General features: G+C 61.3%; 31 protein-coding genes and 1 tRNA gene. 28 read left to right on the top strand and 4 right to left on the bottom strand.

What is annotated here, in order from left to right:
* From livM to AC1RRT_RS18555, 17 genes are all read left to right on the top strand, one after another.
* Positions 1 to 1,308, top strand: a complete 1,308-nt coding sequence (gene livM, locus AC1RRT_RS18635) for a high-affinity branched-chain amino acid ABC transporter permease LivM (protein ID WP_493015386.1) — start codon at positions 1 to 3, stop codon at positions 1,306 to 1,308.
* Entirely contained in the window at positions 1,305 to 2,132 is an 828-nt protein-coding gene (locus AC1RRT_RS18630; RefSeq protein WP_493015385.1) for an ABC transporter ATP-binding protein, read from the top strand. Before livM ends, AC1RRT_RS18630 begins: the two co-directional genes overlap by 4 nt.
* Complete coding sequence (locus AC1RRT_RS18625) at positions 2,132 to 2,839, top strand: ABC transporter ATP-binding protein (RefSeq protein ID WP_493015384.1); 708 nt, start codon at positions 2,132 to 2,134, stop codon at positions 2,837 to 2,839. The genes AC1RRT_RS18630 and AC1RRT_RS18625 overlap by 1 nt, the downstream gene beginning before the upstream one ends.
* Positions 2,839 to 3,192 carry a DUF6867 family protein gene (locus tag AC1RRT_RS18620; RefSeq protein ID WP_493015383.1) on the top strand — a complete coding sequence of 118 codons (354 nt, stop codon included), beginning with the start codon at positions 2,839 to 2,841 and terminating at the stop codon, positions 3,190 to 3,192. The genes AC1RRT_RS18625 and AC1RRT_RS18620 overlap by 1 nt, the downstream gene beginning before the upstream one ends.
* A 69-nt stretch (positions 3,193 to 3,261) precedes the next feature.
* Positions 3,262 to 4,362 carry a branched-chain amino acid ABC transporter substrate-binding protein gene (locus AC1RRT_RS18615; RefSeq protein WP_493015382.1) on the top strand — a complete coding sequence of 367 codons (1,101 nt, stop codon included), beginning with the start codon at positions 3,262 to 3,264 and terminating at the stop codon, positions 4,360 to 4,362.
* Between the two features lie 200 nt (positions 4,363 to 4,562).
* Complete coding sequence (gene rpiB / locus AC1RRT_RS18610; protein WP_493015381.1) at positions 4,563 to 5,003, top strand: ribose 5-phosphate isomerase B; 441 nt, start codon at positions 4,563 to 4,565, stop codon at positions 5,001 to 5,003.
* 33 nt (positions 5,004 to 5,036) lie between these two features.
* Positions 5,037 to 6,335 (top strand): serine hydroxymethyltransferase, encoded by a 1,299-nt coding sequence (glyA, locus tag AC1RRT_RS18605; RefSeq protein ID WP_493015380.1) that lies wholly within the window; start codon positions 5,037 to 5,039, stop codon positions 6,333 to 6,335.
* A 37-nt stretch (positions 6,336 to 6,372) separates the two neighbouring features.
* A complete protein-coding gene (gene nrdR, locus AC1RRT_RS18600) occupies positions 6,373 to 6,840 on the top strand; it encodes a transcriptional regulator NrdR (protein ID WP_492983220.1) in 468 nt (155 codons plus the stop codon).
* A complete protein-coding gene (gene ribD, locus AC1RRT_RS18595; RefSeq protein ID WP_493015379.1) occupies positions 6,833 to 7,951 on the top strand; it encodes a bifunctional diaminohydroxyphosphoribosylaminopyrimidine deaminase/5-amino-6-(5-phosphoribosylamino)uracil reductase RibD in 1,119 nt (372 codons plus the stop codon). The genes nrdR and ribD overlap by 8 nt, the downstream gene beginning before the upstream one ends.
* A 10-nt stretch (positions 7,952 to 7,961) precedes the next feature.
* The gene (locus AC1RRT_RS18590; protein WP_493015378.1) at positions 7,962 to 8,558 is read left to right on the top strand and encodes a riboflavin synthase; all 597 of its coding nucleotides are present in this window, start codon (positions 7,962 to 7,964) and stop codon (positions 8,556 to 8,558) included.
* 5 nt (positions 8,559 to 8,563) lie between these two features.
* The gene (gene ribB / locus AC1RRT_RS18585) at positions 8,564 to 9,685 is read left to right on the top strand and encodes a 3,4-dihydroxy-2-butanone-4-phosphate synthase (RefSeq protein WP_493015673.1); all 1,122 of its coding nucleotides are present in this window, start codon (positions 8,564 to 8,566) and stop codon (positions 9,683 to 9,685) included.
* A 2-nt stretch (positions 9,686 to 9,687) separates the two neighbouring features.
* Positions 9,688 to 10,236 (top strand): 6,7-dimethyl-8-ribityllumazine synthase, encoded by a 549-nt coding sequence (locus tag AC1RRT_RS18580; protein WP_493015377.1) that lies wholly within the window; start codon positions 9,688 to 9,690, stop codon positions 10,234 to 10,236.
* Positions 10,233 to 10,727: a transcription antitermination factor NusB gene (nusB, locus tag AC1RRT_RS18575; protein WP_493015376.1), complete on the top strand. Its 495-nt coding sequence runs from the start codon at positions 10,233 to 10,235 to the stop codon at positions 10,725 to 10,727. The genes AC1RRT_RS18580 and nusB overlap by 4 nt, the downstream gene beginning before the upstream one ends.
* 7 nt (positions 10,728 to 10,734) lie before the next feature.
* Positions 10,735 to 11,730 (top strand): thiamine-phosphate kinase, encoded by a 996-nt coding sequence (gene thiL, locus AC1RRT_RS18570; RefSeq protein WP_493015375.1) that lies wholly within the window; start codon positions 10,735 to 10,737, stop codon positions 11,728 to 11,730.
* A gap of 23 nt (positions 11,731 to 11,753) precedes the next feature.
* Positions 11,754 to 12,224, top strand: coding sequence for a flagellar basal body-associated FliL family protein (locus tag AC1RRT_RS18565; RefSeq protein WP_493015374.1), 471 nt, complete (start codon positions 11,754 to 11,756; stop codon positions 12,222 to 12,224).
* Between the two features lie 61 nt (positions 12,225 to 12,285).
* Entirely contained in the window at positions 12,286 to 13,449 is a 1,164-nt protein-coding gene (locus AC1RRT_RS18560; RefSeq protein ID WP_493015373.1) for an MFS transporter, read from the top strand.
* Between the two features lie 177 nt (positions 13,450 to 13,626).
* Positions 13,627 to 15,711: a sodium-translocating pyrophosphatase gene (locus AC1RRT_RS18555; protein ID WP_493015372.1), complete on the top strand. Its 2,085-nt coding sequence runs from the start codon at positions 13,627 to 13,629 to the stop codon at positions 15,709 to 15,711.
* A 55-nt stretch (positions 15,712 to 15,766) separates the two neighbouring features.
* Here AC1RRT_RS18555 and cobS read toward each other — a convergent pair whose 3' ends face one another.
* Entirely contained in the window at positions 15,767 to 16,612 is an 846-nt protein-coding gene (cobS, locus tag AC1RRT_RS18550) for an adenosylcobinamide-GDP ribazoletransferase (RefSeq protein ID WP_493015371.1), read from the bottom strand.
* 78 nt (positions 16,613 to 16,690) lie between these two features.
* Between cobS and cobT the strand changes: the two genes are divergently transcribed.
* Entirely contained in the window at positions 16,691 to 17,710 is a 1,020-nt protein-coding gene (cobT, locus tag AC1RRT_RS18545) for a nicotinate-nucleotide--dimethylbenzimidazole phosphoribosyltransferase (RefSeq protein WP_493015370.1), read from the top strand.
* Here cobT and AC1RRT_RS18540 read toward each other — a convergent pair.
* Entirely contained in the window at positions 17,707 to 18,195 is a 489-nt protein-coding gene (locus AC1RRT_RS18540) for an outer membrane protein assembly factor BamE (RefSeq protein WP_493015369.1), read from the bottom strand. The two genes, cobT and AC1RRT_RS18540, sit on opposite strands and share 4 nt — an antisense overlap.
* Positions 18,196 to 18,294: 99 nt before the next feature.
* Between AC1RRT_RS18540 and AC1RRT_RS18535 the strand changes: the two genes are divergently transcribed.
* The 8 genes from AC1RRT_RS18535 (at position 18,295) to AC1RRT_RS18500 (ending at position 23,055) form a co-directional block, all read left to right on the top strand.
* The gene (locus AC1RRT_RS18535; protein ID WP_493015368.1) at positions 18,295 to 18,837 is read left to right on the top strand and encodes a ubiquinol-cytochrome C chaperone family protein; all 543 of its coding nucleotides are present in this window, start codon (positions 18,295 to 18,297) and stop codon (positions 18,835 to 18,837) included.
* 109 nt (positions 18,838 to 18,946) lie between these two features.
* Positions 18,947 to 19,507, top strand: a complete 561-nt coding sequence (locus tag AC1RRT_RS18530; RefSeq protein ID WP_493015367.1) for a YceD family protein — start codon at positions 18,947 to 18,949, stop codon at positions 19,505 to 19,507.
* A 113-nt stretch (positions 19,508 to 19,620) separates the two neighbouring features.
* Positions 19,621 to 19,806: a 50S ribosomal protein L32 gene (rpmF, locus tag AC1RRT_RS18525; protein WP_493015366.1), complete on the top strand. Its 186-nt coding sequence runs from the start codon at positions 19,621 to 19,623 to the stop codon at positions 19,804 to 19,806.
* 30 nt (positions 19,807 to 19,836) lie between these two features.
* Positions 19,837 to 20,919: a phosphate acyltransferase PlsX gene (plsX, locus tag AC1RRT_RS18520; protein ID WP_493015365.1), complete on the top strand. Its 1,083-nt coding sequence runs from the start codon at positions 19,837 to 19,839 to the stop codon at positions 20,917 to 20,919.
* Positions 20,913 to 21,887, top strand: a complete 975-nt coding sequence (locus AC1RRT_RS18515; RefSeq protein WP_493015671.1) for a beta-ketoacyl-ACP synthase III — start codon at positions 20,913 to 20,915, stop codon at positions 21,885 to 21,887. The genes plsX and AC1RRT_RS18515 overlap by 7 nt, the downstream gene beginning before the upstream one ends.
* A 131-nt stretch (positions 21,888 to 22,018) precedes the next feature.
* Positions 22,019 to 22,348, top strand: coding sequence for an integration host factor subunit alpha (locus AC1RRT_RS18510; RefSeq protein WP_493015364.1), 330 nt, complete (start codon positions 22,019 to 22,021; stop codon positions 22,346 to 22,348).
* Between the two features lie 29 nt (positions 22,349 to 22,377).
* A complete protein-coding gene (locus AC1RRT_RS18505) occupies positions 22,378 to 22,866 on the top strand; it encodes a MerR family transcriptional regulator (RefSeq protein ID WP_493015363.1) in 489 nt (162 codons plus the stop codon).
* A 112-nt stretch (positions 22,867 to 22,978) separates the two neighbouring features.
* Positions 22,979 to 23,055, top strand: a tRNA-Pro gene (locus tag AC1RRT_RS18500).
* Positions 23,056 to 23,079: 24 nt separating this feature from the next.
* On the opposite strand, the gene AC1RRT_RS18495 is transcribed toward AC1RRT_RS18500, so the two are convergent.
* Complete coding sequence (locus AC1RRT_RS18495; protein WP_493015362.1) at positions 23,080 to 23,250, bottom strand: hypothetical protein; 171 nt, start codon at positions 23,248 to 23,250, stop codon at positions 23,080 to 23,082.
* A gap of 232 nt (positions 23,251 to 23,482) precedes the next feature.
* Between AC1RRT_RS18495 and AC1RRT_RS18490 the strand changes: the two genes are divergently transcribed.
* Positions 23,483 to 23,905, top strand: coding sequence for a hypothetical protein (locus AC1RRT_RS18490; RefSeq protein WP_493015361.1), 423 nt, complete (start codon positions 23,483 to 23,485; stop codon positions 23,903 to 23,905).
* Between the two features lie 15 nt (positions 23,906 to 23,920).
* On the opposite strand, the gene AC1RRT_RS18485 is transcribed toward AC1RRT_RS18490, so the two are convergent.
* A complete protein-coding gene (locus tag AC1RRT_RS18485) occupies positions 23,921 to 24,133 on the bottom strand; it encodes a heavy-metal-associated domain-containing protein (RefSeq protein ID WP_493015360.1) in 213 nt (70 codons plus the stop codon).
* 236 nt (positions 24,134 to 24,369) lie between these two features.
* Between AC1RRT_RS18485 and yajC the strand changes: the two genes are divergently transcribed.
* Positions 24,370 to 24,720, top strand: coding sequence for a preprotein translocase subunit YajC (gene yajC, locus AC1RRT_RS18480; RefSeq protein WP_493015359.1), 351 nt, complete (start codon positions 24,370 to 24,372; stop codon positions 24,718 to 24,720).
* Positions 24,721 to 24,760: the final 40 nt, after the last annotated feature.

The following is a 24,760-nucleotide window of genomic DNA, read 5'->3' as shown; positions in this document are numbered from 1 at the left end:
ATGAGCATCGCTGAACGCCTGCGCGATGCCGTCATGGCGGCAATCGTCGCCGCCATCCTCGCCCTGCCGCTGATGGGTTTCGAAACCGTCGATACCGGCGGTCCGCTCGGTATCAAGATGCGCTTCGACTGGGTCGCCTATGCGGCCATCGTTGTTTTCATCGGCCGCTTCGGCATGCGTTATGCCCTCGACTGGCGTCGGGCCTATCGTGAGAAGATCGCCCAGGACATCGCACCGGCCGATGCCGTCACGCGCAAGTCGCTGCTCAGCGATCTCGGCCGTAAGGCGGACAAATGGCTGATGCCGGCACTGATCGGTTTTGCCATCATCCTGCCGTTCCTGCCATTCGCCAGCCGCACCGTGGTCGATCTCGCGACCGTCGTGCTGATCTACGTGATGCTCGGCTGGGGTTTGAATATCGTGGTCGGTCTCGCCGGGTTGCTCGATCTAGGTTACGTGGCTTTCTACGCTGTCGGCGCTTATACCTATGCATTGCTGTCGCAGCATTTTGGGTTTGGCTTCTGGGCCAGCCTGCCGCTGGCGGGCCTGTTCGCCGCCACCTTCGGTGTCATTCTCGGTTTCCCGGTTTTGCGTCTGCGCGGCGACTACCTTGCTATCGTGACGCTCGGTTTCGGCGAGATCATCCGGGTGATCCTGCTGAATTGGCAGCCGGTCACCGGCGGCCCGAATGGCATCAGTGGCATCCAACGCCCGTCCTTCTTTGGCATTCCCTTCACCAGCACGCCGCCTGATGGCGTGAAAGCCTTCCACGAGATATTCGGCCTGGAATTCAGCTCGATCCACCGCATCATTTTTCTGTATTACGTGATCCTGGTGCTGGCGCTGATCACCAATCTGTTCACCATGCGCATCCGCAAGCTGCCCGTGGGACGCGCCTGGGAGGCGTTGCGCGAGGATGAGATCGCGTGCAAGGCGCTCGGCATCAATCCGACCAACACCAAGCTGACTGCTTTTGCCATCGGCGCGATGTTCGGCGGTTTCGCAGGCAGCTTCTTTGCCACACGCCAGGGCTTCATCAGTCCGGAAAGCTTCAGCTTCATTGAATCGGCCGTGATCCTGGCCATCGTGGTGCTGGGCGGTATGGGCAGCCAGGCTGGCATCGTGCTGGCGGCAGCCTTCCTGACGTTGCTGCCGGAAATCGCCCGTGAGTTCTCGTTGTTCCGTATGCTCGCTTTCGGCGCATCCATGGTGCTGATCATGGTCTGGCGTCCGCAGGGCCTGCTGTCGTATCGCGAGCCGACGATCCGCCTGTTGCCCCGAACGGCAGCCGGGGAGGCCAAATCATGAGCGCGGCCATCCTGCTGAAGGTCGAGCATCTGACCATGCGTTTCGGCGGCCTGATCGCGGTCAACGACGTCTCATTCGATGCGATGCCGAACCAGATCACCGCGATCATCGGCCCGAACGGCGCTGGCAAGACGACGGTGTTCAACTGCATTGCTGGCTTTTACCGGCCGACAGTCGGTCAGTTGCTGCTCGACAATAACGGCAAGCATTTCCATCTCGAGCGTATGGCCGGCAACGATATCGCCGGCAAGGCGCGGGTGGCGCGCACCTTCCAGAATATCCGCCTGTTCCCAAAAATGACTGTGCTGGAGAACCTGATTGTCGCTCAGCATAATCGGTTGATGCGCGCCTCGGGCTTCACGCTGCTCGGCTTGGTCGGTTGGCCGGGCTACGCCAAAGCGGAAGCCGAGGCAGTCGAACGTGCACGCTACTGGCTGGAGCGCACCAACCTGACGGCCGCGGCCGACGAAGAGGCAGGCAGTCTGCCTTATGGCGGTCAGCGCCGGCTCGAGATCGCGCGCGCCATGTGTACCGATCCCGTGCTGCTCTGCCTCGATGAACCGGCCGCCGGCCTCAATCCGCGGGAGTCGGCTGAGCTGAATGCCTTGCTGCGGTTCATCCGCGACGATCACAAATGCGGTGTGCTGTTGATCGAGCATGACATGAGTGTCGTGATGGAAATTTCGGACCATATCGTTGTGCTGGACTACGGCAAGAAAATCGCCGACGGCACGCCGGATGCCGTGCGTAACGACCCGGCCGTCATTCGCGCCTATCTGGGCGAACCTGAAGATGGTGCGGCCTCGGCGAAGGGAGTGGCCTGATGCTTAAGGTCGCTGGCCTGCATACATATTACGGCGCCGTGCACGCCCTGAAAGGCGTCGATCTAAATGTGGGGAAGGGTGAAATCGTTGCCCTGATCGGCGCTAACGGTGCTGGCAAGTCCACTTTGTTGATGAGTCTGTGTGGCAACCCCAAGCCGCGTCATGGCACGGTCCACCTGGCCGGTGAAGACATCACCGGTGTTGCGACGCATACACTGGTGCGTCGCGGCATGGCGCATGCACCAGAGGGGCGGCGCATCTTTCCGCGCATGACTGTGCTGGAGAATCTGCGCATGGGCGCAGTGGCCAGCAATCCCGCCCATTTCGATAGCGACATCGAACGCGTTTTCACGCTGTTCCCGCGCCTTAAAGAGCGTCGTGAACAGCGGGGCGGCACGCTGTCGGGCGGCGAGCAGCAGATGTTGGCGATCGGCCGCGCGCTGATGAGCCGGCCGCAACTGCTACTGCTTGATGAACCCTCGCTCGGCCTTGCGCCCCTCGTGGTGAAGCAGATTTTCAGCATCATCGAAGAGGTCAATCGTGAAGGCATGACTGTGCTGCTGGTCGAGCAGAACGCCTATCACGCGCTCAAGCTGGCCCATCGTGGCTATGTTCTGGTCAATGGCCGTATCACCATGAGCGGCAGCGGCGCCGAGCTGCTGGCCAACGAACAGATCCGCGCCGCCTATCTCGAGGGAGGGCACTAATGCTCAACGCCATCCTGGGCGAGAATGTCTGGGTCTTCCTGGGGTTGACCGTGGTGTTGGTGGGCGGTTGCGCCTTCCTGATGGGGCAGGCGATTGCTGCCACCTGGCGACCGTACTGGCAAATTCTGCCCTACAGCTTTGTGCTGGCCGCGGCGAACCGCTTTTTGGCCTTCTCGCTGTTCAAGGAACAGTTGCTGGCCGTCATACCCTACTTCATCGGGGTTATCGTTGTCTGGGCACTGGCCACATTGGGGTATCGCCTTACCCTGGTCGACCTGATGGTGCATCAGTATCCGTGGCTCTATGAGCGCTCCGGCCTGCTCGGATGGCGCGAAAAGCAGGGGGCACCCTAGGTTGTTGCCGAGCCCGGCCGGACTGATCTAGACTTTCATTCAGGGTTTCATAACAGGGAGAAAAAGATCATGCGTAAACTTATGACTGGATTGGCGGTTGTGGCGTCGATCGGCCTGTTCGCCGGCGCGGCCTCGGCCCAGATCAAGGTGGCGCTGAACGGTCCGATGACCGGCCAGCTGGCCAGCTTCGGCGAGCAGATGAAGCGTGGCGTCGAGATGGCGGTCGCCGATCTCAATGCTGCCGGCGGTGTCAACGGCCAGAAGCTGCAGCTGGTGATCGGTGATGATGCTTGCGATCCGAAGCAGGCGGTGGCTGTCGCCAACCGCGCGGCCCAGGAAAAGGTGGCCATCGTGTTCGGCCATTTCTGCTCAGGCTCCTCGATCCCGGCGTCGGATGTCTACAAGGAAGAGAACATCCTGCAGATCACGCCGTCCTCGACCAACCCGCTCTACACCGAGCGCGGCTACAAGAACGTATTCCGCGTCTGCGGCCGTGACGACCAGCAGGGCATCGTTGCCGGCGACTACATCCTCGACAAGTTCAAGGGCAAGAAGGTCGCGATCCTGCATGACAAGACCGCTTACGGCAAAGGCCTGGCCGACGAGACCAAGAAGCGTCTCAATGCCAAGGGCGTGACCGAGGCCCTGTACGAAGCCATCACCCCCGGTGAGAAGGACTACTCGGCGCTCGTCTCCAAGATGAAGGCTGCCGGCGTGGAACTGATCTACCTGGGCGGCTATCATCCGGAAGGCGGCCTGATCGTGCGTCAGGCCAAGGAGCAGGGTCTGAATGCTCCGCTGATGGGTGGCGACGCGCTGGTCGACAAGCAGTTCTGGGCGATCTCGGGCCCGGCGGGTGAAAACACGCTGATGACCTTTGACGCCGATCCGCGTAAGAACCCGGCCGCCAAGCCGCTGGTCGACAAGTTCAAGGCTCAGGGTTACGACCCCGAGGGCTACACCCTGTACAGCTATGCCGCCGTGCAGGTCTGGGCCCAGGCTGTGACCACCGCCAAGTCGATCAAGACCGCGGATGTCGAGAAGGTCATGCGCACCAGCAAGTTCCAGACGGCGCTGAACGAGATTTCGTTCGATGCCAAGGGCGACACCACCTCGCCGGCCTACAAGGTCTATGTCTGGAAGAACGGTTCCTACGACTATGTGAACTGATCCCTGCCAGTAGTCAGGGTGAGGAAGGGGCCCGGCGGGATGACCGTCGGGCCTTCTTTTTTGGGCCAAAAGTTCTTTTTTTGTTCCACACTCTTTAAGTCAGCCCCGGAAGGGGATACAGGCATTTCCTTGGTGGTAGGGTTGGCACCAGCCACCGGATATTGTAGGGTCCGGCCGTCTTCCCCCGAGGTGCGCTGTCCATGTCCAAGCCCACGGTTGCCTTTGCCGCCGATCATGCCGGTTTTGAATTGAAAAACCTGCTGCGGGATGAGCTTAAGGCCCAGGGCTATGCGATCATTGACCTTGGCACCAATTCCTCCGACAGCGTCGACTACCCCGATTTCGGCCGCAAGCTGGGCGAGACTGTCGCCAGTGGGCAGGCCCAGTTCGGTGTAGCCGTTTGCGGCAGCGGCATCGGCATCTCGATTGCGGCCAACCGTATTCCCGGCTGCCGGGCCGCCCTGTGCAGCGACAGCCTGATGGCCCGGTTGTCGCGCCAGCATAATGACGCGAATGTCCTTGCGCTCGGCGCCCGCTTGATTGGTACCGATCAGGCGCGTGACTGCCTGAAGGCTTTCCTCGATACCGGCTTTGAAGGAGGCCGGCACCAGCGGCGCGTCGACAAGCTCAGCGCCGCCTGACCCATTCAAACGATCAAGATCCGGAGTAAGCCGATGTCCAGCACCGCCGCCAAGCCCACCGTGACCCATGCCGGTTTCTTCCAGCGCACGCTGCAGCAGGCCGATCCCGAAATCTATAAGTCGGTGACCGACGAACTGGAGCGTCAGCAGAATCAGATCGAGCTGATCGCCTCGGAAAACATTGTCAGCCGCGCCGTCCTGGAAGCACAGGGCTCGGTGATGACCAACAAGTATGCCGAGGGTTACCCAGGCAAGCGCTACTACAATGGCTGTGAATTTGTCGACGTGGCTGAGACGCTGGCGATCGAGCGCGCCAAGAAGATCTTCGGCTGCAATTTCGCCAACGTGCAGCCTCATTCCGGCGCGCAGGCAAACCAGGCTGTGTTCATGGCCGTGCTGAAGCCGGGCGACACCTTCATGGGCCTCGACCTTGCAGCGGGCGGTCACCTGACCCACGGTGCCGCCGCTAACCAGTCGGGCAAGTGGTTCAACGTGGTCAGCTACACCGTGCGCAAGGAAGACCAGCGCATCGACATGGACCAGGTGGCCAAGCTGGCGCAGGAACACAAGCCGAAGCTGATCATTGCTGGCGGCTCTGCCTATCCGCGCTTCTGGGACTTTGCTCGCTTCCGCGAGATCGCCGACAGTGTCGGTGCGCTGTTCATGGTGGACATGGCGCATTTCGCCGGTCTGGTTGCCGGCGGCACGCATCCAAGCCCGTTCCCGCATGCGCATTTCGCCACCACCACCACCCACAAGACCCTGCGTGGTCCGCGCGGCGGCATGGTGCTGACCAATGACGAAGGGCTGGCGAAGAAGATCAATTCGGCTGTGTTCCCCGGCCTTCAGGGCGGTCCGCTGATGCATGTGATTGCCGCCAAGGCGGTTGCCTTCGGCGAAGCGCTGACCCCTGAGTTCAAGTCCTATGCTCAGGCTGTGGTCGACAACGCCAAGGCCATGGCGGCGGCACTGCAGGAGCGTGGCTACGACCTCGTCTCCGGCGGCACTGACAATCACCTGATGCTCATCGACCTGCGTTCCAAGGGTCTGAAGGGCAATGTCTGCGTCGAGAGTCTCGAGCGCGCCCGCATCACCACCAACAAGAACGGCGTGCCATTCGATACCGAGAAGCCGACGATCACTTCGGGCATCCGCGTCGGCAGCCCGGCTGGCACAACGCGTGGCTTCGGCGTGGCGGAATTCCGCCAGGTCGGCAACCTGATCGCCGATGTGCTGGATGGCCTGGCCAAGCAGACCAATGACAATTCCGACGTGGAGCGTGCCGTGGCCGACAAGGTCAAGACGCTCTGCGAGCGGTTTCCGATTTACTGATTTCCAGTTATCGATCTAGGGCGGGGGAATTTGAACTATGCGTTGTCCGTTCTGCGGCAATGACGACACCCAGGTGAAGGATTCACGGCCGACCGAGGATAACTCGGCGATCCGCCGTCGTCGCTTCTGCCCGAATTGCGGTGCGCGTTTTACAACATTCGAACGCATCCAGCTGCGTGAGCTGACAGTCATCAAGAAGAACGGCATCAAGGCGCCGTTTGATCGTGACAAGCTGGCACGCTCAATCATGATTGCCACGCGTAAGCGGCCGATCGATGCCGATCGCATCGAACGCCTGATCAACGGCATCGTGCGGCGCCTGGAAAGTTCGGGCGAGAGCGAAATCAAGTCCGATACCATCGGCGAGTTGGTGATGGACGGCCTGGCGGCACTCGACAAGGTCGCTTACGTGCGCTTCGCCTCGGTCTATCGCAATTTCCGCGAAGCCAAGGATTTCGAAGAATTCATCGGATCTCTGGCTGGTCCAGGCAGTGAAGATGACTGACAAAGCCGCCGCCGCCCGCGACGAACGCTACATGCGTATCGCGCTGGGTCTGGCGGCGCGGGGGCTGGGTAATACTTGGCCCAATCCTTCGGTCGGCTGCGTCATCGTCAAGGACAAGCGTATTATCGGTCGCGGCTGGACGCAGGTTGGTGGCCGGCCGCATGCCGAAACCATGGCACTGCAGCAGGCTGGTGAGGCCGCGCGCGGAGCTACGCTCTATGTCACGCTCGAACCCTGCAGCCACCACGGCCACACTCCACCTTGTGCAGAGGCCGTCATTGCCGCGGGCATTGCGCGATGCGTGGCTGCGCTGGAGGACCCGGACAGCCGGGTGGCCGGTCGCGGGTTTGCGATGCTGCGCGACGCTGGCGTTGATATCAGCGTCGGGTGCCTGGCCGATACCGCCGCCGATCTGAATGCTGGCTTTTTGATCCATCGCGAGCGCGGCCGGCCAGCAGTGACACTGAAGCTGGCCGTCAGCTTGGACGGTCGCATCGGCACGCATTCCGGCGACAGCAAATGGATCACCAGCCCGATTGCCCGCATGCGCGCGCATCTGCTGCGGGCCCAGCATGACGCCATCATGGTGGGTAGCAACACGGCGCTGCAGGACGATCCCGATCTGACCTGCCGGCTGCCGGGCCTGCCCAGGCGACAGGCTATTCGTGTCATCCTGGACGGTCGCCTCCGGCTTAGTCTGACGGCCAAGGTGGTGACAACGGCCAAGCAGGCGCCAACCTGGATCGTGACCCGCGAAGATGTCGATCCGGCCCGGCGCGCGGCCTTTGAGGATTGCGGCGTGGAGATCATTGCCGTGCCGGCCGACCAGGCTGGCTTCCCTGATCTGGTACCGGCTTTGGCCGAGTTGGGCGAGCGCGGGATTACTCGGATTCTGGTCGAGGGCGGGGGTAAACTGGCTGCCAGCCTGATCCGGGCGGATCTGGTCGACCGCATGATCTGGTTCCGTGCCCCCAGTGTGATCGGTGGTGACGGATTGCCGGCGATTGCCGGTTTCGGGATTGATACCGTAGCGGAAGCGCCGCGGTGGCAGCGGGTCAGGGCCGATATTCTGGGTGATGACCTGCTGGAAACCTTCGTCCGGCCCCTCTAAAACTACAGACATGTTTACCGGCATTGTTACCGACATCGGCACGGTCGTCTCCCGCGAAACCCGCGGCGACACCCATTTCCGCATCCGCACCAGCTACGACACCGGCACGATCGCCATTGGCGCATCGATTGCCTGCTCGGGGGTCTGCCTGACCGTCGTGCAGAAGGGCGCCGACTGGTTCGCGGTTGACGTCTCGGCCGAGACCCTGTCGCGCAGCATCCTGGGAGGATGGAAGGATGGCAGCGCTATAAACCTGGAGCGCAGCCTGAAAGTCGGCGATGAACTCGGCGGTCATATCGTTTCCGGCCACGTTGATGGCGTCGGCGAGGTGACCGGTGTACAGCCCGAAGGAGAATCTCTCAGGATCAGCTTCAGGGCGCCGGATACGCTTGCCGCTTTCATCGCCGAGAAAGGCTCGGCGACCATCGATGGTGTTTCACTCACCGTCAACGATGTTCAAGGCGCAGTCTTTGGCGTCAACCTGATCCCGCATACCCAGCAGGTGACCACGCTCGGCAAGCTCAAGGCTGGCGACAAGGTCAACCTGGAAATCGATGTGCTGGCGCGCTACGTGGCGCGGCTGCAGCAGTGGAGCAAGCTGTCGTGAACAGCATGGATGACATCAAGCGCTATATCGCCTCTTCGGAAGAGATCATTGCGGAGGCCCGTCAGGGCCGCATGGTGATCCTGGTCGACGAAGAAGACCGCGAGAACGAAGGTGATCTTTATATTCCGGCCGAAATGTGTGATGCGGCCGCGATCAATTTCATGGCCAAGTATGGTCGTGGTCTGATCTGCCTGACGCTGACGCGTCAGCGCATCGAGCAATTGGGCCTGCCGCTGATGGCGCAGAACAACGCCTCGCGGCATCAGACGGCCTTCACGGTTTCCATCGAGGCCCGCGAAGGTGTTACCACCGGTATCTCGGCCGCTGATCGTGCTCAGACCGTGAAGGTCGCCATCGACCCGAGCAAGGGCCCGCAGGATATTGCTGTGCCGGGGCATATCTTCCCGCTGATGGCCCGTGATGGCGGCACTCTGGTGCGCGCCGGTCATACCGAGGCCGGCGTCGATATCGCCCGCCTGGCCGGACTTAACCCGTCGGGTGTGATCTGCGAGATCATGAATGACGATGGCACCATGGCGCGGTTGCCGGACTTGGTGTCATTCGCCCAGCACCATAATCTCAAAATCGGCACTATTGCCGACCTGATTGCCTACCGCCGCCGACATGACAACCTGATCCAGAAGGTAGTCGAGGGCGAGATTGATAGCGTCTGGGGCGGCAAGTTCCGGATGCTGGTTTATCGCAACCGGGTTGAGTACGCCGAGCACATTGCCCTGGTGAAAGGTGATGTTGGTGACGGAAAACCGGTCATGGTTCGCATGCACGCCATGAATGTGCTGGAAGACGTCCTGGGTGACCATGGCGCCCGGTCAGGCATGCTGCATGGTGCGATGCAGATGATCGGAGAGACGGGGCGCGGCGTAGTGGTGCTGATCCGTGAACCCCGGCCGACGGCCTTGTCCGACAAGGTCCGCCAGAAAATGGGCGAAACAGTTGAAAAGTCAGCACAACTCCGGGATTATGGCATCGGGGCACAGATCCTCATCGATCTGGGGGTGAAAGACATGATCGTTCTATCGAATATTGAACGCACCATTGTCGGGCTCGAGGGCTACGGCCTCTCGGTTGTCGAAACCCGCCGCATCAAGACAGGCAGGGAGATCTGAACATGGTGGCGCGTAAGCCGGCTGGCAAAAAGAAAGCGGCGAAGAAGTCTGCCAAGACGCAGACGTTCTCCAAGAGCAAGACCCAGATGATGGGCGATCTGACGCTTGAGATTCGCAAGCCGCGGGTCCTGATTATCGAGGCGCGCTTCTATGAGGATATCGCCGATGCCTTGTTCGAGGGCGCGAAGGCAGTGATCGAAGCGTCCGATTTCGATTACGACCGGATCGATGTTCCCGGCGCGCTGGAGCTGCCGGCGGCAATCCGCTTTGCCATGAACCGCAAGGGCGAACGTGCCTATGACGGATATGTGGCGCTGGGCTGCGTGATCCGCGGAGAGACTGCTCATTTCGATGTCGTGGTCAATGAAAGTGCGCGCGGCCTGCAGCACCTTGCCATTGAGCACCAGCTCTGCATCGGCAATGGCATCATCACCGTCGAGAATGAGGAGCAGGCCTGGGAACGGGCCCGCAAGGATCGTCAGGACAAGGGCGGGCAGGCAGCCCTGGCTGCCGTTGCCATGATCGGTCTGAAGCAGCTGTTTTCGATATGAGTGAGGGAGGGCAGCGCCGGGGAACACGCAACGATCGACCAGCAGGACGCCGGTCGGTTGCGCGGTTGTTTGCGGTGCAGGCTCTCTATGAAGTCGAATTCGGCGGTGCCAATCCTGAATCCGTAATCGTCGATTTCCGTACCCATCGCCAGTCCGAGGAAATTGAAGGCGTGCAGATGCGCGAGGCGGATGCCGACTGGTTTTCCGAGATCGTGCGTGGCGTCGTGCGGCGCGGAGACGAGATCGACAAGGTCATCAAGGATGCCATGCCACGGTCCGATGCCCTGGATCGCATGGAGATCATCCTGCGCGATGCGTTGCGTTGTGCAGCTTATGAAATCATTGCCCGTATCGATGTACCGGCAGCCACGGTGATCGACGAATATATTGGCATTGTGCGGGCCTTCTTCGGCCCGCGTGAAATCAAGCTGGCCAATGGCGTTATCGATGCCGTGGCGCGCAAGCTGCGCCCCGGCGAGTTTACGGCCTGAGGCGATCATGGCCGGGCCGCGCCTCGGCGAATTCGATCTGATCGCCCGCTATCTGGCGCCCCTGAGCCGGAAGGCCGCCGGCAGTTTCAATCTCACCGATGATGCTGCGATCATTACCGTGCCCGAAGGCGCGGAGCTGGTCGTGACGACGGATGCCATGATCGAAGGCGTCCATTTCCTTGCCAAGGATGGTGCCGAACGCATTGCGCGCAAACTCCTGCGCGTGAATCTATCAGATCTTGCCGCCAAGGGCGCCGTGCCGCTGGGCTACCAGCTGGTGCTGGGGCTGCCGATGATCGATGAGCCATGGTTGGCGCAGTTCTGCGCAGGATTGGCGCAGGAACAGAGGGCTTTTGACATCGCTCTACATGGCGGCGATACGGTGCGCACCCCGAGCGGGATCATGCTGAGCGTGACCGCCTTCGGCCATGTGCCGGCCGGCCAGATGATCCGGCGCGGCGGTGCGCAGGCTGGCGATGATCTTTATGTCACGGGCAGTATCGGCGACGCGGCACTCGGCCTTGAAGTGAAGCTGAACAGTCGGCTGTTTTCATCGGCCTCGATGATGATGTTCGATGCACGCCTGCATCTGCCCACGCCGCGCGTTGCTTTCGGTCAGAGCCTGCGTGGCGTGGCGCATGCTGCCATGGATGTCTCCGATGGTCTGGTCCAGGATGCGGGGCATATTGCGGCTGCCGCCGGGCTACAGGCGGTGATCCATGCAGCTGCCGTTCCGCTGTCGCTGGCGGCGCGCCAGGCCATGGCGGATGACACCGATCTTATACAAACGGTGTTGACCGGCGGCGATGACTACGAGTTGCTGTTCGCCGCGCCGCCGGAGGCAGCCGAGCGGATCGCCGCTCTATCGAAAGCGGCCGGTCTGGCCGTTACCCGGATCGGCAACCTGAAGGTGGGAGGGGGCGTAATCGTGCAGGATGGCCAGGGCCGGCCGATTCCCCTCGATCGCGGTGGCTTTCAGCATTTCGGCAGTACGATAGACTAAGGCCCTGATTCGGGAGCGCTGTGGTGCGCAAGATTGCACTGATCATTATTGGCCTGGTCGTGCTGCTTACCCTGGCGGGGGGCGGTGCCGCGGTATATTTCCTGATCGTCGCCCCGAAGAATCAGGATGAGGCCAAAGTTGATCCGGCCGATCCGCCGCCGCCGCCGGTGATCAAACGGCCGGCCTTCATTCCGCTTGAGCCATTTAGCCTGTATGTGCATCCGGAAGGACAGAAGCCGCGCGAGATCATGATCATCCTGCATCTTGAAGTACCGCCGGATAATGTTCCCTCGGTGAACGACAAGATGTACCTGTTGCGCGATCGCTATGTACGTGAGCTATTGAAGGGCGATCCGGTCGAGGTGCCGTCACGCTTCACCACGCGCGACCTGTATCCGGTGCGCGACAGGCTGCGCGGCCCCACCGACGAAGTTTTGGGCAAAGACGTGGTGACGCAGGTCCTGCTTCTGAATATTATTGGCCAGTTGAAATAAGTAGAATCGAACTGGTCCTTCTCCCATGACAGTATTATCGCCGGCCGCTGCGAAGCGGAATGTGTTCATCCTTGCCGCTTGCATGGCCCTGGCGAATTCGGCGGTGACATTGCAGGTCACGCTCGGTGGCCTCGTCGGCTATCTGCTGGTCGAGGACAAGGCGTTGGCCACGCTGCCGGTCACCTTCGTTGTCGGTGGCACGGCGCTGGCGACCATCCCTGCCTCCATGCTGATGCGTCGCTTCGGCCGCAAGCTGGGTTTTATGACAGGCTGCCTGTTTGCCATCACCGGTTCACTAATTGCAGCGCTTGGCATTTACCAGGCGCATTTCTGGCTGTTCTGTCTCGGGACGTTCATCTTCGGCGGCTCCACGGCTTTCGTGCAGCTCTATCGCTTCGCTGCTGCGGATATCGCGCCGCAGGACATGAAAAGCCGTGCGATTTCCTGGGTCATGATTGGCGGCCTGGTCTCGGCCTTCCTCGGACCCGAGTTGGCGAAATACACGCGCGAGCTGCTGTCGCCACACCTGTTCCTTGCTTCGTATCTTGTTGCAGCGGCGATGCCGGTCGCCGTGCTGGCCATTTTGTCGACCATCAATATTCCTGCGCCCACTATGGCTGAAGTGCAGGAGAAGGGGCGGCCGCTGAGCGAAATCATGCGACAGCCGACATTCCTGGTCGCCGTCATCTCCGGGATGTTCAGCTACGGCGTCATGAACCTGATGATGACGGCCACGCCGCTGGCCATGCAGATCTGCGCGCATCCCTTCGCGGCGGCTGCGACCGTGATCCAGTGGCATATCGTCGGCATGTACGCTCCGAGTTTTGTGACCGGCAGCCTGATCGCCAGGTTCGGTGCTTTGCGCATCATTCTGACTGGCGCATTGCTCAACCTGGTTTGCATCGGCGTGGCGCTGGCCGGCATCGAGGTGCTGAATTTCCAACTGGCGCTGCTACTGCTCGGGATCGGCTGGAACTTCATGTACATCGGCGGCACGGCACTGCTGACCGAGGTTTACCGGCCGGCCGAGCGGAACAAGACCCAGGCAGTGAATGACTTCCTCGTCTTTGGTACCGTGGCGCTCGCCTCGCTGGGATCGGGCAAGATGCTCTACCACTGGGGGTGGGACTTTGTACCGCTCTCGGGCCTGCCCTTCATCCTGATGGCAGGCATGGCGGCCACTTGGCTGCTGCTGCGCCGACGCCGGGCCGCGTCACCCGCATAAGTTTCGGAAAAATAAGTCTTATTGCGCCAAAAGCGCATCTCTGGCATAACGATTCCGTTCCGCCCCGCGTCGAGTCTGGGGCCAATAATGGTAGCAGTCGCGTAACCCGCATGGGGCAGCGATGCCCGGTCGGGTTTTGTCTCGATTAAATAATCAGAGGAACGAAGGGAAACGCTCATGACGGAGTTGTGGTTCGCCATCGCCTGTGGCGGTTTGGCGCTGTTGTACGGCATCTGGACATCACGTTCAGTGCTGGCTGAATCCGCTGGCAATCAGCGCATGCAGGAAATCGCCGCGGCGATCCAGGAGGGCGCATCTGCCTACCTCAATCGTCAATATCGCACTATCGGTATCGTTGGCATCGTGGTCGCGATCATTCTGGGCTTCACGCTCGGTCTGAAAGTGGCCATCGGCTTCATCATCGGCGCGGTTCTGTCGGGTGCGGCCGGCTATATCGGCATGAACGTTTCCGTTCGCGCCAATGTCCGCACCGCTGAAGGAGCGCGCAAAGGCATGGAGCATGCCCTGAGCATTGCGTTCAAGTCCGGCGCCGTCACCGGCATGCTGGTTGTCGGTCTGGCACTGCTCGGCGTCGCGATCTACTACGTCGTGTTGCTCAAGATGGGCGCTCCGGTTCGCGAAATGGTCGATGCGCTGGTGGCGCTCGGCTTCGGTTCGTCCCTGATTTCGATCTTCGCCCGTCTCGGCGGCGGCATCTTCACCAAGGGTGCAGATGTGGGCGCCGACCTCGTCGGCAAGGTGGAAGCCGGTATCCCGGAAGATGATCCGCGCAATCCGGCGGTGATCGCCGATAACGTGGGCGACAATGTCGGCGACTGCGCCGGCATGGCGGCCGACTTGTTCGAAACCTATGCGGTGACCATCGTCGCCACCATGGTGCTGGCGTCGATCTACTTCGCCGCTGATGCAGCCCTGATGGCGAAGGTGATGGCCTATCCGTTGGTGATCGCCGGCGCCTGCATCATCACCTCGGTGATCGGGACTTACTTCGTGCGCCTGGGCAGCAGCCAGAACATCATGGGTGCGCTGTACAAGGGTCTGATCGTGACCGGTATCCTGTCGGCGATCGCGCTTTGGCCGATCACCGATTACATGCTGGGCATGAACACGAAGATGACCGCTGGCACCGCCACCTTCACGGGTATGAACCTGTTCTGGTGCGGCATCATTGGTCTGCTGGTGACGGCAGCTATCGTCTGGGCCACGGAATACTACACCGGCACCAACTATCGCCCGGTGAAGAGTGTGGCGCAGGCCTCGACCACGGGGCATGGCACCAACGTGATCCAGGGCCTGGCTGTCTCGATGGAGGCCACGGCGATGCCGGCGATCTTCATCGTCATCGGCATCATCTCCACCCACATGCTGGCGGGCCTGTTCGGCATCGCCATCGCAGTGACGACGATGCTGGCGCTCGCTGGTATCGTGGTGGCGCTCGATGCCTATGGTCCGGTGACCGACAATGCCGGTGGCATTGCCGAAATGTCGGACCTGCCCAAGGATGTGCGCAAGACCACCGACGCGCTCGATGCGGTCGGCAACACCACCAAGGCCGTGACCAAGGGCTATGCCATCGGTTCGGCCGGCTTCGGCTCACTGGTGCTGTTCGCCTGCTACACTGAAGATCTGAAGTACTTTTTCAAGAGCGTGACGATCGATTTCTCCCTGAGCAACCCATATGTCGTGGTTGGCCTGCTGATCGGCGGTTTGCTGCCGTATCTGTTTGGCGCCATGGGCATGACGGCGGTCGGCCGCGCGGCCGGTTCGGTCGTCGTGGAAGTGCGGCGTCAGTTCAAGGAGATACCGGGCATCATGGAAGGCACGGCCAAGCCTGATTACTCCAAGGCTGTCGACCTGCTGACCAAGGCTGCGATCAAGGAAATGATCATTCCCAGTCTGCTGCCGGTGCTCAGCCCGATCGTGCTGTACTTCATCATCAACCTGATTGCCGGCCAGGCTGCTGCCTTTGCCGCGGTTGGTGCGATGCTGCTGGGCGTGATCGTCACTGGTATCTTCGTCGCCATCTCGATGACGGCGGGCGGCGGTGCCTGGGACAACGCCAAGAAGTACATCGAAGAGGGTCATCATGGCGGCAAGGGTTCGGATGCCCACAAGGCGGCCGTGACCGGCGATACCGTCGGCGATCCTTACAAGGACACCGCTGGTCCGGCCGTGAACCCGCTGATCAAGATCACCAACATCGTGGCACTTCTGCTGCTCGCCATCCTGGCGCACAGCTGAGGCCTGCGAAAGTCGACATGGACAGGGCCGGGGAAACCCGGCCCTTTTCTTTTTGCTAGACGGCGACCATGACAGCGCCGATGGTCAGCAGCACGGCGATCTCGGTCACCTGCTGCGTGGCGCCCAGCACGTCGCCTGTATGGCCGCCGATCTGGCGCCAGGCCAGCAGTGCCATCCCCAGGGCCAGCAGCGCGGCGGCACCCAGCACATAGGCGAAGGTGAAGCCTGGCAGCAGGATGACGGCCAGGGCGGCCGAGAGCAGGATGCCGATGATGGCGGAGGCCAGCGGCACCACGCCACTACCGGCTGCCAGACCGTCGCTGCGCGCCGGTGGCAGCAGATACCAGACCAGCCCCATGGCGGCGCGCGACACCGCGCCGGAGATCACCAGCGCAATGATGATCGCGCCAGTATGGCTGACTGTCTCGTCCATCTCGTCGGTCACCGACAGCAGGTTGCTGGCGAGTTCCTGCAGGGCGGTAAAGCGCAGGCCAAAGGCCAACAGCAGGGCGACGACACCATACGTGCCGATACGGCTGTCGCGCATGATCGTCAGCTTATGTTCGCGGTCCCGGCCACCGCCAAAACCATCCGCCGTATCGGCGAGGCCGTCTTCATGCAGGGCGCCGGTCATGACGACCTGCCAGGCCAGGGCCAGCACAGCCGAACTCGATATTCCCAGACCGATCCTGTTGGCGAGTAGGAAGATCACGCCGCCGCCCAGGCCGACCAGGATGCCGACAATCGGAAACACCCAAGCCGCGCGGGCCACATTCCCGAGGACTGGCTCTGCGGTACGGGGAAGGGGCAGGCGGGTCAGCAGCATCAGGGCGAGACGCAGATCGCCGAACCAGCGCTGACGGCTGCGGGGCTGCTGGGAAGCGGATTCTTGATCAGGCATGATGCATTGCGATGAGGTCTGGGGTGGCTTATAGCACGCAGATGCGATGACGCGAAGCTGGGCAGGTCTGATAAATCGATGACTGACGCATACCGGGATTTTACCGCTATCCGCGCCGCGCTTCAGACCCTGCCCTCGCCTGATGCCGCCGCCATTACCGCCGCCCGTGGACGGGATGCGGTCCTGACCAAACCCGCCGGCGCCTTGGCCCGCCTGGAAGACTGCGTCTTTCATCTTGCTGGCTGGCAGCGTAGGGCCATACCCCAACTGGATCGCGTCCGCATTGTCATCTTTGCGGGGAACCACGGCGTTGTCGCGCGTGGCGTCTCGGCTTATCCCGCCGATGTCACCGTGCAGATGGTTGCCAATTTCGAGCGGGGCGGTGCGGCCATCAACCAGCTGGCCCGCCTGCATGGCGCCGCCTTGTCGGTGATTGCGCTCGACCTTGCCCGACCGACAGCGGATTTTACGACTGCTGCGGCCATGGATATGCCGGACTGCCTCGATGCTATTAACCGCGGCATGGCCGCCGTCACAGCGGATACCGATCTGCTGATCCTGGGCGAAATGGGGATCGGCAACACAACGGCTGCGGCAGCACTGGCGGCGGCCTTGTATGGCGGCGATGCGTCGTCATGGGTGGGGCCAGGCACAGGCGTCGCTGGTGCGGCACTGGCCGCGAAGATTTCAGCCGTCGATGCAGCACTCGGATTGCACGCGGAAAGCCTGCAGGACCCGCTGGAGGCGTTGCGGCGGGTCGGCGGTCGTGAAATCGCCGCGCTCTTCGGTGCATTGCTGGCGGCACGACTGCGTGGCATTCCGGTGCTGCTGGATGGATTTGTGGTGGGGGCGGCGGCAGGCGTTCTCAATCGTCTCGGCGAAGATGGACTGGCCAACTGTCTGGCCGGTCATGTGTCCGCCGAACCTGGTCATCGACGCCTGCTGGACAAGCTGGGCATGACGCCGCTGCTGGATCTGGGGATGCGCCTTGGGGAAGGTTCAGGCGGGGCTGTCGCACTGGGGGTGCTGAAAGCTGCAATCGCCTGTCACACAGGCATGGCGACCTTTGCGGAAGCCAGCGTCAGCAATCGCGATTAGCGGCCACTCGGTAGATTGGGGGCCGCACCGCTTGAATTGAAGCGACCGAGATTGCCGAAGACTTGTTCGAGGAAAGTAAGCTCCTTGCCGCGCGTCGGCGTCTCGCGATCCACGAAGGCAATCGGCTTGCCATCCTTCAGGCCGTAGCGCTTGACCTCTTTGACCTTGTTATCCTTGTCGAAGGAAATCGCCACCACCTGCTGATCGATCAGTTCGGGCGCAAGGAAGGCGACCGTCTCGGTTTCGCTGGAGATGTAATAGTAGGTCATGCCCCAGTCGGGGAAAGTCGAGATGGTCGACGGCGAACCGAGCAGCGCGCCAACCTGGGCTTCGGTGCTCTGCCCCACCTGAACCAGCTTCAGCTTGTCTTCATCCAGCAGACTGCCACGGTAGTCCTGTCGCGGCGCGCAGGCCGCGATACCGAGAAGTAGCAGGGCGGTCAGAAAGACCTTGATCCGGGCTATTTGGAAGAGACGCATCGACATCGCTGAAGACTCGCTATAACGCGGGTCGCATATTATCTTCAGCCGCCCTGAAACGCAAACGGCCGCCATTGCAAGGCGCATTTTATAAAACGAGTGCAAATGCTTAATCGTCTTATTTCACTTTTCAAGGGAGGCGCGGCGGACGATACCGCCGTTGCATTGTACCGCCAGATTGTAGCTCAGGCGCGGCAACCGGGATTCTATCTTGAGCATGCGGTGCCAGACACCCTGGATGGTCGCTTCGACATGATCGTGCTCCATGCCTTCCTGACCATGCGCCGGTTGAAGCGCATCGAGGGCCCTGAGGCCCAGGGCCTGAGCCAGCGGTTGTTCGATCTGTTGTTCGCCGACATGGACAGTAACCTGCGGGAAATCGGCGTGGGCGACCTCGGCGTGGGCAAGCGGATCAAGAAGATGGGTCAGGCCTTCTATGGCCGGGTCGAGGCCTACGAGGCCGGCTTGGCGGCTGAAGGTCCCCATGCCCTGGCAGAGGCACTCCGGCGTAATCTCTACGGCACCACCCAGGTTGCCGATGAGGTACCGATCGCCATGGCGGATTACCTGCGTCGGGCGGATCAGGCCTTGATCGGGTTGGACGATGCCGGAGTCATGACGGGAAAGCTGACGTTTCCTGTCATTTAATTAATAATTTCAATAACTTGTAAGGCAGTTGACCGTCCGGCCGCTTGCACTTATGTTCCGCCGCCTTGGCTGCCAGGTCTGAGTCGGTCGGGCCGAAAGAGGATTCACCGTGGCGAAAGACGGAATTGGCAATGAATTCAGCCATATCGTCGAACTCGACCGGGTTGGTCCGCAGGGTCTGACGCTCAAGCTGCAGGCCGGCGAAGCCGAGCGGGTTGCCTTGGCCCGACGCCTGAAAATTCCGGCCGTGCTGGAATTGACGGCAGAGGTCCGGGTTTCGCTCGATCCGGCGCTGAACGGCCATTTTCGGGTCAAGGGACGGCTCGCCGCCCAGGTAGAGCAGACCTGCATTGTATCGCTCGAACCGGTGCAGCAGCGGGTGGAAGAAGGGTTTGAGCGGCTGTTTGCCCCGGCAGGCAGTCTGAAGCCGGCCGAGGAGCTGGGCGAGGACGAGGCCGAATGGCTGGATCCGGATGCCGAGGATCCGGCCGATGCCATTGAGGGCGACGCCATTGACGTTGGCGCCGTGGTGGCGGAAGAACTGGCGCTGGGATTAGACCCTTATCCGCGTAAGGGCGATGCCGGCCTGCCGCCGGGGTATAAGCCGGATGCGGAGGAAGAGGCGAAAGTCAGCCCCTTTGCGGTCCTGGCGAAGCTGAAAAAGGATTGAGGCGAAAGAGCTTGGTCCCCGGGCGCGCCGAGAGTATATAGGCGGGGATTCTGGGGTGGTGTGTTAACGCGGATGGCGTCCGCCCCGCGCGAATTTTTGAGAGAGACTGTGTCATGGCTGTTCCTAAGAAGAAAAAGTCCAAGTCGAAGCGCGATATGGGTCGTTCGCATCACGCCCTGGCGCCGAGCGCCCATATGGAATGCTCGAATTGCGGCGAACTGAAGCGCCCGCATCATGTCTGCGGCGCCTGCGGCCATTACGACGGCCGTGAAGTGGTTGCCAAGACGGCCGCTGCCTGAGCTGATGCTTGAACGGTTAAGGGCAACGGTGTGACCGCGGCCTTTACCATCGCGCTTGATGCCATGGGTGGGGATCATGCCCCCGATATGGTGATCAAGGGCACCGCAGCTATTTTGCCGCGCTTTCCGCTGGTGAAGTTCATTCTGTTCGGTGATGCCGCACGGATTGAGCCGCTGCTGCGTCAATTTCCCGCCCTGAAAGACCGTTGCGAACTTCGCCATACCGCCGAGAAGGTGGGCAGCGAGGACAAGCCGAGCCAGGCGCTTCGCCGTGGCCGCAACACTAGTATGCGCCTTGCGATCGACACGGTCGCCAGTGGCGAGGCCCAGGCCATCGTTTCCGCCGGCAATACCGGCGCGCTGATGGCGATGGCGAAATTCGTTCTGCGCACCTTGCCCGGCATCGAACGTCCGGCGATTGCATCCTTCCTGCCGACCATGAAGGGCGAGACGGTTGTTCTCGATCTTGGCGCCAATGTCGAATGCGACGCGCGCAATCTGGTTCAGTTCGCCGTCATGGGTGCGAACCTTGCGCATTCGGCGCTTGGCCGGCATCGCCCGCGCGTAGGTCTGCTGAACGTCGGCGTGGAAGAGCTGAAAGGGCACGAGGAAGTGCGTGGCGCTGCCGAGTTGCTGCGCAATGTCACCAATCCGCCGTTCGAATTCGTTGGTTTCGTCGAAGGTGATGACATCACCAAGGGTGAGACCGATGTGATCGTCACCGACGGCTTCACCGGCAACATCGCACTGAAGACCGCCGAAGGTACCGCGAAGCTGATGTCGGGCTTGCTGAAGTCGGCCTTCCAGCGTTCCTGGCTCACCAAGCTGGGGTACCTGCTGGCCCGCTCGGGTCTGTCCATGCTGCGTGATCGCATGGATCCGCGGTTTTACAACGGTGGCGTGCTGCTGGGCCTGAATGGCATTGCCGTCAAAAGCCACGGCGGTACGGATGATGTCGGGTTCGCTGCAGCACTGGAAGTTGCCATCGACATGGCGCAGGATCGCCTGATCGATCGCATCAAGGCTGATTTCTCTGGTGCCTTCGCTGAATCTCTGGCGGCGCAGACGGCCGCTGTGAACGAACAACAAGCGTCGAGTGCGAGGGCATTATGATTCGCTCAGTCGTGGCGGGTGTAGGCAGTTACCTGCCGGAGCGGATTTTGACCAATGCCGACCTCTCCAAGATGGTCGATACCACCGATGAGTGGATCATCGAGCGGACTGGTATCCGTCAGCGTCATATCGCTGCTGAAGGTGAAAAGACGTCCGACCTCGCCCTGAAGGCGACGCAGGATGCCCTCCAGCATGCTGGCATCTCGGCCCAGGATGTTGACCTCATCGTGCTCGCGACCGCGACACCCGACGAAACCTTCCCGGCCACAGCCTGCCGCGTACAGGCTGCACTGGGCATGACGCGCGGTTTTGCCTTCGATGTGCAGGCGGTATGCTCTGGCTTCATTTACGCGCTGGCGACGGCTGACAATTTCATCAAGGCCGGCCAGGCCAAGACAGCCGTCGTGATTGGCGCCGAAACATTTTCGCGCATTATCGACTGGACCGACCGCACCACCTGCGTGCTGTTCGCCGATGGCGCTGGCGCGATCGTGTTGAAGGCGGAAGAAGGGTCGGGGCAGAATACCGATCGCGGCGTGCTTACCACGCATCTGCATTCCGATGGTCGTCATCATGACTTGCTGTATGTCGATGGCGGTCCGTCCAGCACGCAGACCACCGGTCATCTGCGCATGCTGGGCAAGGAAGTTTTCCGCCATGCCGTCGTCAATCTGGCTGATGTCGTCAAGGAAACGCTTGCAGCTGTCGGCATGAAGGCCGAGCAGATCGACTGGCTGGTGCCGCATCAGGCCAACAAGCGCATCATCGACGGCACGGCCCGCAAACTGGGCCTGGGCACTGAGAAGGTGGTTCTGACGGTCGATCGCCACGGCAACACCTCGGCAGCCTCCGTGCCCCTGGCGCTGGCTGAGGCGGTCAAGGACGGCCGTATCAAGAAGGGCGATGTACTGCTTCTGGAGGCCATGGGCGGCGGTTTCACCTGGGGCAGCGCCCTGGTGCGCTGGTAATTCACCCACAGGGGGTGGAAATGCTTCGGCATCCCCGATTCGGCTTATCCTCCGGCTAAGGTCTTGTTGACGCCCGCTTTTCCTTAAGTTAGCGTGCCTGCTATAAAATTTAATAATAAGGGGCGTTGGCGATGAGCGAGAATACCCTGACCCGGGCGCAACTGAGCGAAGCGATCTACCAGGAGGTGGGTCTCTCCCGCAGTGAGTCTGCACAACTGGTCGAAACGGTGCTGAACGAAATTATCGACAGCCTGATCGCCGACCATATGGTCAAAATCTCGTCCTTCGGCACCTTCCAGGTGCGTTCCAAGGGCGGTCGCATGGGCCGCAATCCCAAGACCGGTCAGGAAGTGCCGATCGATCCACGCAAAGTGCTGGTTTTCCGCGCCAGCCATGTGCTGAAGGAAAAGATCAATGCCGGCATGCATGCGGTGTCGCAGCAGACCAAGGCCGGCTCGTAATCCCACATTTTTCTTGGTGAATCCGAGGCATGGCCGATCAGCCTGAGCTGCAGGACAAGACCATAAAAAGCAAGACCGGCGCGGCCTTCCGCACCATCGGTGAGGTCGCCGACAAGCTGGACTTGCCGCAGCATGTGCTGCGCTTCTGGGAAAAGAAATTCCATCAGATCCGTCCCGTAAAGCGCAATGGCGGTCGACGCTACTATCGTGTCGAGGACATCGCGCTCTTGAGCGAAATCCGCGCCCTGCTGCATGAGCAGGGCTATACCATTAAGGGCGTGCAGAAACTGTTGCGAGAAGGCGGACTGGCCAAGGCCGTCCGCGCGCGCGCGCAAAACGAGAAAGGCGCGGCGCCCGTCGCTGAAGCGACGCCGGCACGCAAGGTGGCAGACACCCGCCAGATCGGCATGCCCTTTGATCTGCTGAACGACATGGGCAACATGAAACAGGCGCTGAAGACCTGTCTGAAGGACCTGGAGTCGATCCACGCCGACATCATGGCGCGGCAAAACCGCTGAATTTGCGCTTTTTCCAAGGGTTTCGCGCGGTTGCGCGTGACGGGGGCGGTGGCTATAGTGCGCGCCGCTTCGCAGCGCCGCCTGCTTACCCGGTAGCCCTGCTAAGCCCGGTCGGACTGTAGCGCAGTCTGGTAGCGCACTTGTCTGGGGGACAAGGGGTCGTGGGTTCAAATCCCGCCAGTCCGACCATTTCTCTTTTCATTTTACGACCGGTCAGGCTTCCAACTGCTCCTCGGCGAGGCGCGGCAGATGCCAGATTTCATGTTCGACCATGATACCGACTTCATCGCGCCACCAGCGCTCATCTGCGGCCGCACGGCGGGCGCTGGCTTGGTTCTGGCGGCCTTGGGATCGCGTGCTGTGGTCGGCATGGCGTTTGGTCATGGCAGGCCTCGCTTGGGGCGGGGGAGGGATGCAAGCCTAACCTGGCTCGGGCGGGGTCGTTCCGCTGCAGTGCGGGATGTCTCGGCAATGCCACATGGGTCACACCGCTTTCACGGAATAACACCGCAGGTTTTGCAGTCACGTTCCCGCCACCACCTATCCGGCTAAGGTGAAAATTAACCATTCCAGCCTCCACTGGTCACGGGTGGGCAAACAGGCGTGGGGGTAGGTGGTGCATCAGCATGCGACCGAACGCGAGGCGGCCGTCCGTCTGGGCGAGAAAGCTGATTTCGTGGATATACGGGCCGAGAACGGCATCCTGACCATTGATCTGGTTGGCGCGCCTCACGGCGACCAGCTCTATATCGGCCTGCAGCAAGGATACGAGCGGGGCTGGATCAAACTGCGGATGCAAACCCTGATCGATGTGACGGCTTTCCAGGGCACCATTGACTGGAGCGCGGTCAAGGCCATTGCAAAAATGGCCAACTGGGGTGGCCGTAATCAGGCGCCGCAGCGCGTGGCCTATGTCAGCGCCGATCCGTTCTTCGTTTTCGTGATCAAGGCCATCAACGTTATCTTTCCGCAGTCGTCGCACTGCCTGTTTTCAGATCGTGCTGCGGCACTGGGCTGGCTGCGCGGCATCCATCACTAAAAGGCTAAAACCGCCTTAGATCTTGTCGCTTTCGACGATGCCATAGCCAGCGTCCCGGATAGCATTGCGCACCACAGCCTGGCGCTCGGCCGGCAAATCCTTGAACCGTACCTGTCGTCGCTGCAAGTCGACCTCGAAGGCGAGACCAGGGGCGGCGAGGCCGATGGCATTGCCGATCGCCCGTTTGCAGGCATCGCAGGTCATGCCTTCGATCTGCAGGATATGCATGGTGAAACTGCTCCCGGCTGTGCTGTCCCGATTATAGGACGAGGCCGCCCTAACGGCTATCCCGGCTGCTGCGACCTGACAGCGCAGGCACTTGATATGGCTGGGCTTTTACCCGCCTGAAAGCCGTCCGAAAGAGGGCGCGATGCTTGCTTTTGGGGCGTCCCCGGCTATAGTCCGCCTCTCTCGCCGGCGGCAGGTTTGCCGTCAGGCTGCACATACACGACAGGGAGCGTTTCATGCTGATTTCTGAGGCCTATGCGCAGGCGGCCGGTGGCACCACCGACATGCTGACCTCGCTGCTGCCGCTGGTCCTTATCTTCGTCGTCTTCTACTTCCTGCTGATCCGTCCGCAGCAGAAGAAGATGAAAGAGCACAAGGCCATGATCGAAGCCGTTCGTCGCGGCGACGTGGTGACCACTGCCGGCGGCATTATCGGCAAGGTGCTGAAGGTGCAGGAAGACGGCCTGGTTCAGGTCGAAATCGCTGACGGAGTCAAGGTGAAGGTACTCAAGGGCACGATCGGCGAAGTCCGCTCGAAGGGCAGCGATACCGATGCCGAGGACAAGAGCGAAGCCAAGGCCGGCTGATCTCCCGACTGTTGCGAACGGCGCCGGATCCTACGGCGCC

The organism is Ferrovibrio sp. GW821-FHT12B10 (assembly GCF_058807515.1).
This window is presented reverse-complemented; position numbering and strand designations above follow the sequence as displayed.

Coding starts and splice junctions, on each gene's coding strand:
- livM (WP_493015386.1), top strand. CDS start 1: ATGAGCATCGCTGAACGCCTGCGCGATGCCGTCATGGCGGCAATCGTC.
- AC1RRT_RS18630 (WP_493015385.1), top strand. CDS start 1,305: ATGAGCGCGGCCATCCTGCTGAAGGTCGAGCATCTGACCATGCGTTTC.
- AC1RRT_RS18625 (WP_493015384.1), top strand. CDS start 2,132: ATGCTTAAGGTCGCTGGCCTGCATACATATTACGGCGCCGTGCACGCC.
- AC1RRT_RS18620 (WP_493015383.1), top strand. CDS start 2,839: ATGCTCAACGCCATCCTGGGCGAGAATGTCTGGGTCTTCCTGGGGTTG.
- AC1RRT_RS18615 (WP_493015382.1), top strand. CDS start 3,262: ATGCGTAAACTTATGACTGGATTGGCGGTTGTGGCGTCGATCGGCCTG.
- rpiB (WP_493015381.1), top strand. CDS start 4,563: ATGTCCAAGCCCACGGTTGCCTTTGCCGCCGATCATGCCGGTTTTGAA.
- glyA (WP_493015380.1), top strand. CDS start 5,037: ATGTCCAGCACCGCCGCCAAGCCCACCGTGACCCATGCCGGTTTCTTC.
- nrdR (WP_492983220.1), top strand. CDS start 6,373: ATGCGTTGTCCGTTCTGCGGCAATGACGACACCCAGGTGAAGGATTCA.
- ribD (WP_493015379.1), top strand. CDS start 6,833: ATGACTGACAAAGCCGCCGCCGCCCGCGACGAACGCTACATGCGTATC.
- AC1RRT_RS18590 (WP_493015378.1), top strand. CDS start 7,962: ATGTTTACCGGCATTGTTACCGACATCGGCACGGTCGTCTCCCGCGAA.
- ribB (WP_493015673.1), top strand. CDS start 8,564: ATGGATGACATCAAGCGCTATATCGCCTCTTCGGAAGAGATCATTGCG.
- AC1RRT_RS18580 (WP_493015377.1), top strand. CDS start 9,688: ATGGTGGCGCGTAAGCCGGCTGGCAAAAAGAAAGCGGCGAAGAAGTCT.
- nusB (WP_493015376.1), top strand. CDS start 10,233: ATGAGTGAGGGAGGGCAGCGCCGGGGAACACGCAACGATCGACCAGCA.
- thiL (WP_493015375.1), top strand. CDS start 10,735: ATGGCCGGGCCGCGCCTCGGCGAATTCGATCTGATCGCCCGCTATCTG.
- AC1RRT_RS18555 (WP_493015372.1), top strand. CDS start 13,627: ATGACGGAGTTGTGGTTCGCCATCGCCTGTGGCGGTTTGGCGCTGTTG.
- cobS (WP_493015371.1), bottom strand. CDS start 16,612: ATGCCTGATCAAGAATCCGCTTCCCAGCAGCCCCGCAGCCGTCAGCGC.
- cobT (WP_493015370.1), top strand. CDS start 16,691: ATGACTGACGCATACCGGGATTTTACCGCTATCCGCGCCGCGCTTCAG.
- AC1RRT_RS18540 (WP_493015369.1), bottom strand. CDS start 18,195: ATGTCGATGCGTCTCTTCCAAATAGCCCGGATCAAGGTCTTTCTGACC.
- AC1RRT_RS18535 (WP_493015368.1), top strand. CDS start 18,295: ATGCTTAATCGTCTTATTTCACTTTTCAAGGGAGGCGCGGCGGACGAT.
- rpmF (WP_493015366.1), top strand. CDS start 19,621: ATGGCTGTTCCTAAGAAGAAAAAGTCCAAGTCGAAGCGCGATATGGGT.
- AC1RRT_RS18510 (WP_493015364.1), top strand. CDS start 22,019: ATGAGCGAGAATACCCTGACCCGGGCGCAACTGAGCGAAGCGATCTAC.
- AC1RRT_RS18505 (WP_493015363.1), top strand. CDS start 22,378: ATGGCCGATCAGCCTGAGCTGCAGGACAAGACCATAAAAAGCAAGACC.
- AC1RRT_RS18495 (WP_493015362.1), bottom strand. CDS start 23,250: ATGACCAAACGCCATGCCGACCACAGCACGCGATCCCAAGGCCGCCAG.
- AC1RRT_RS18485 (WP_493015360.1), bottom strand. CDS start 24,133: ATGCATATCCTGCAGATCGAAGGCATGACCTGCGATGCCTGCAAACGG.
- yajC (WP_493015359.1), top strand. CDS start 24,370: ATGCTGATTTCTGAGGCCTATGCGCAGGCGGCCGGTGGCACCACCGAC.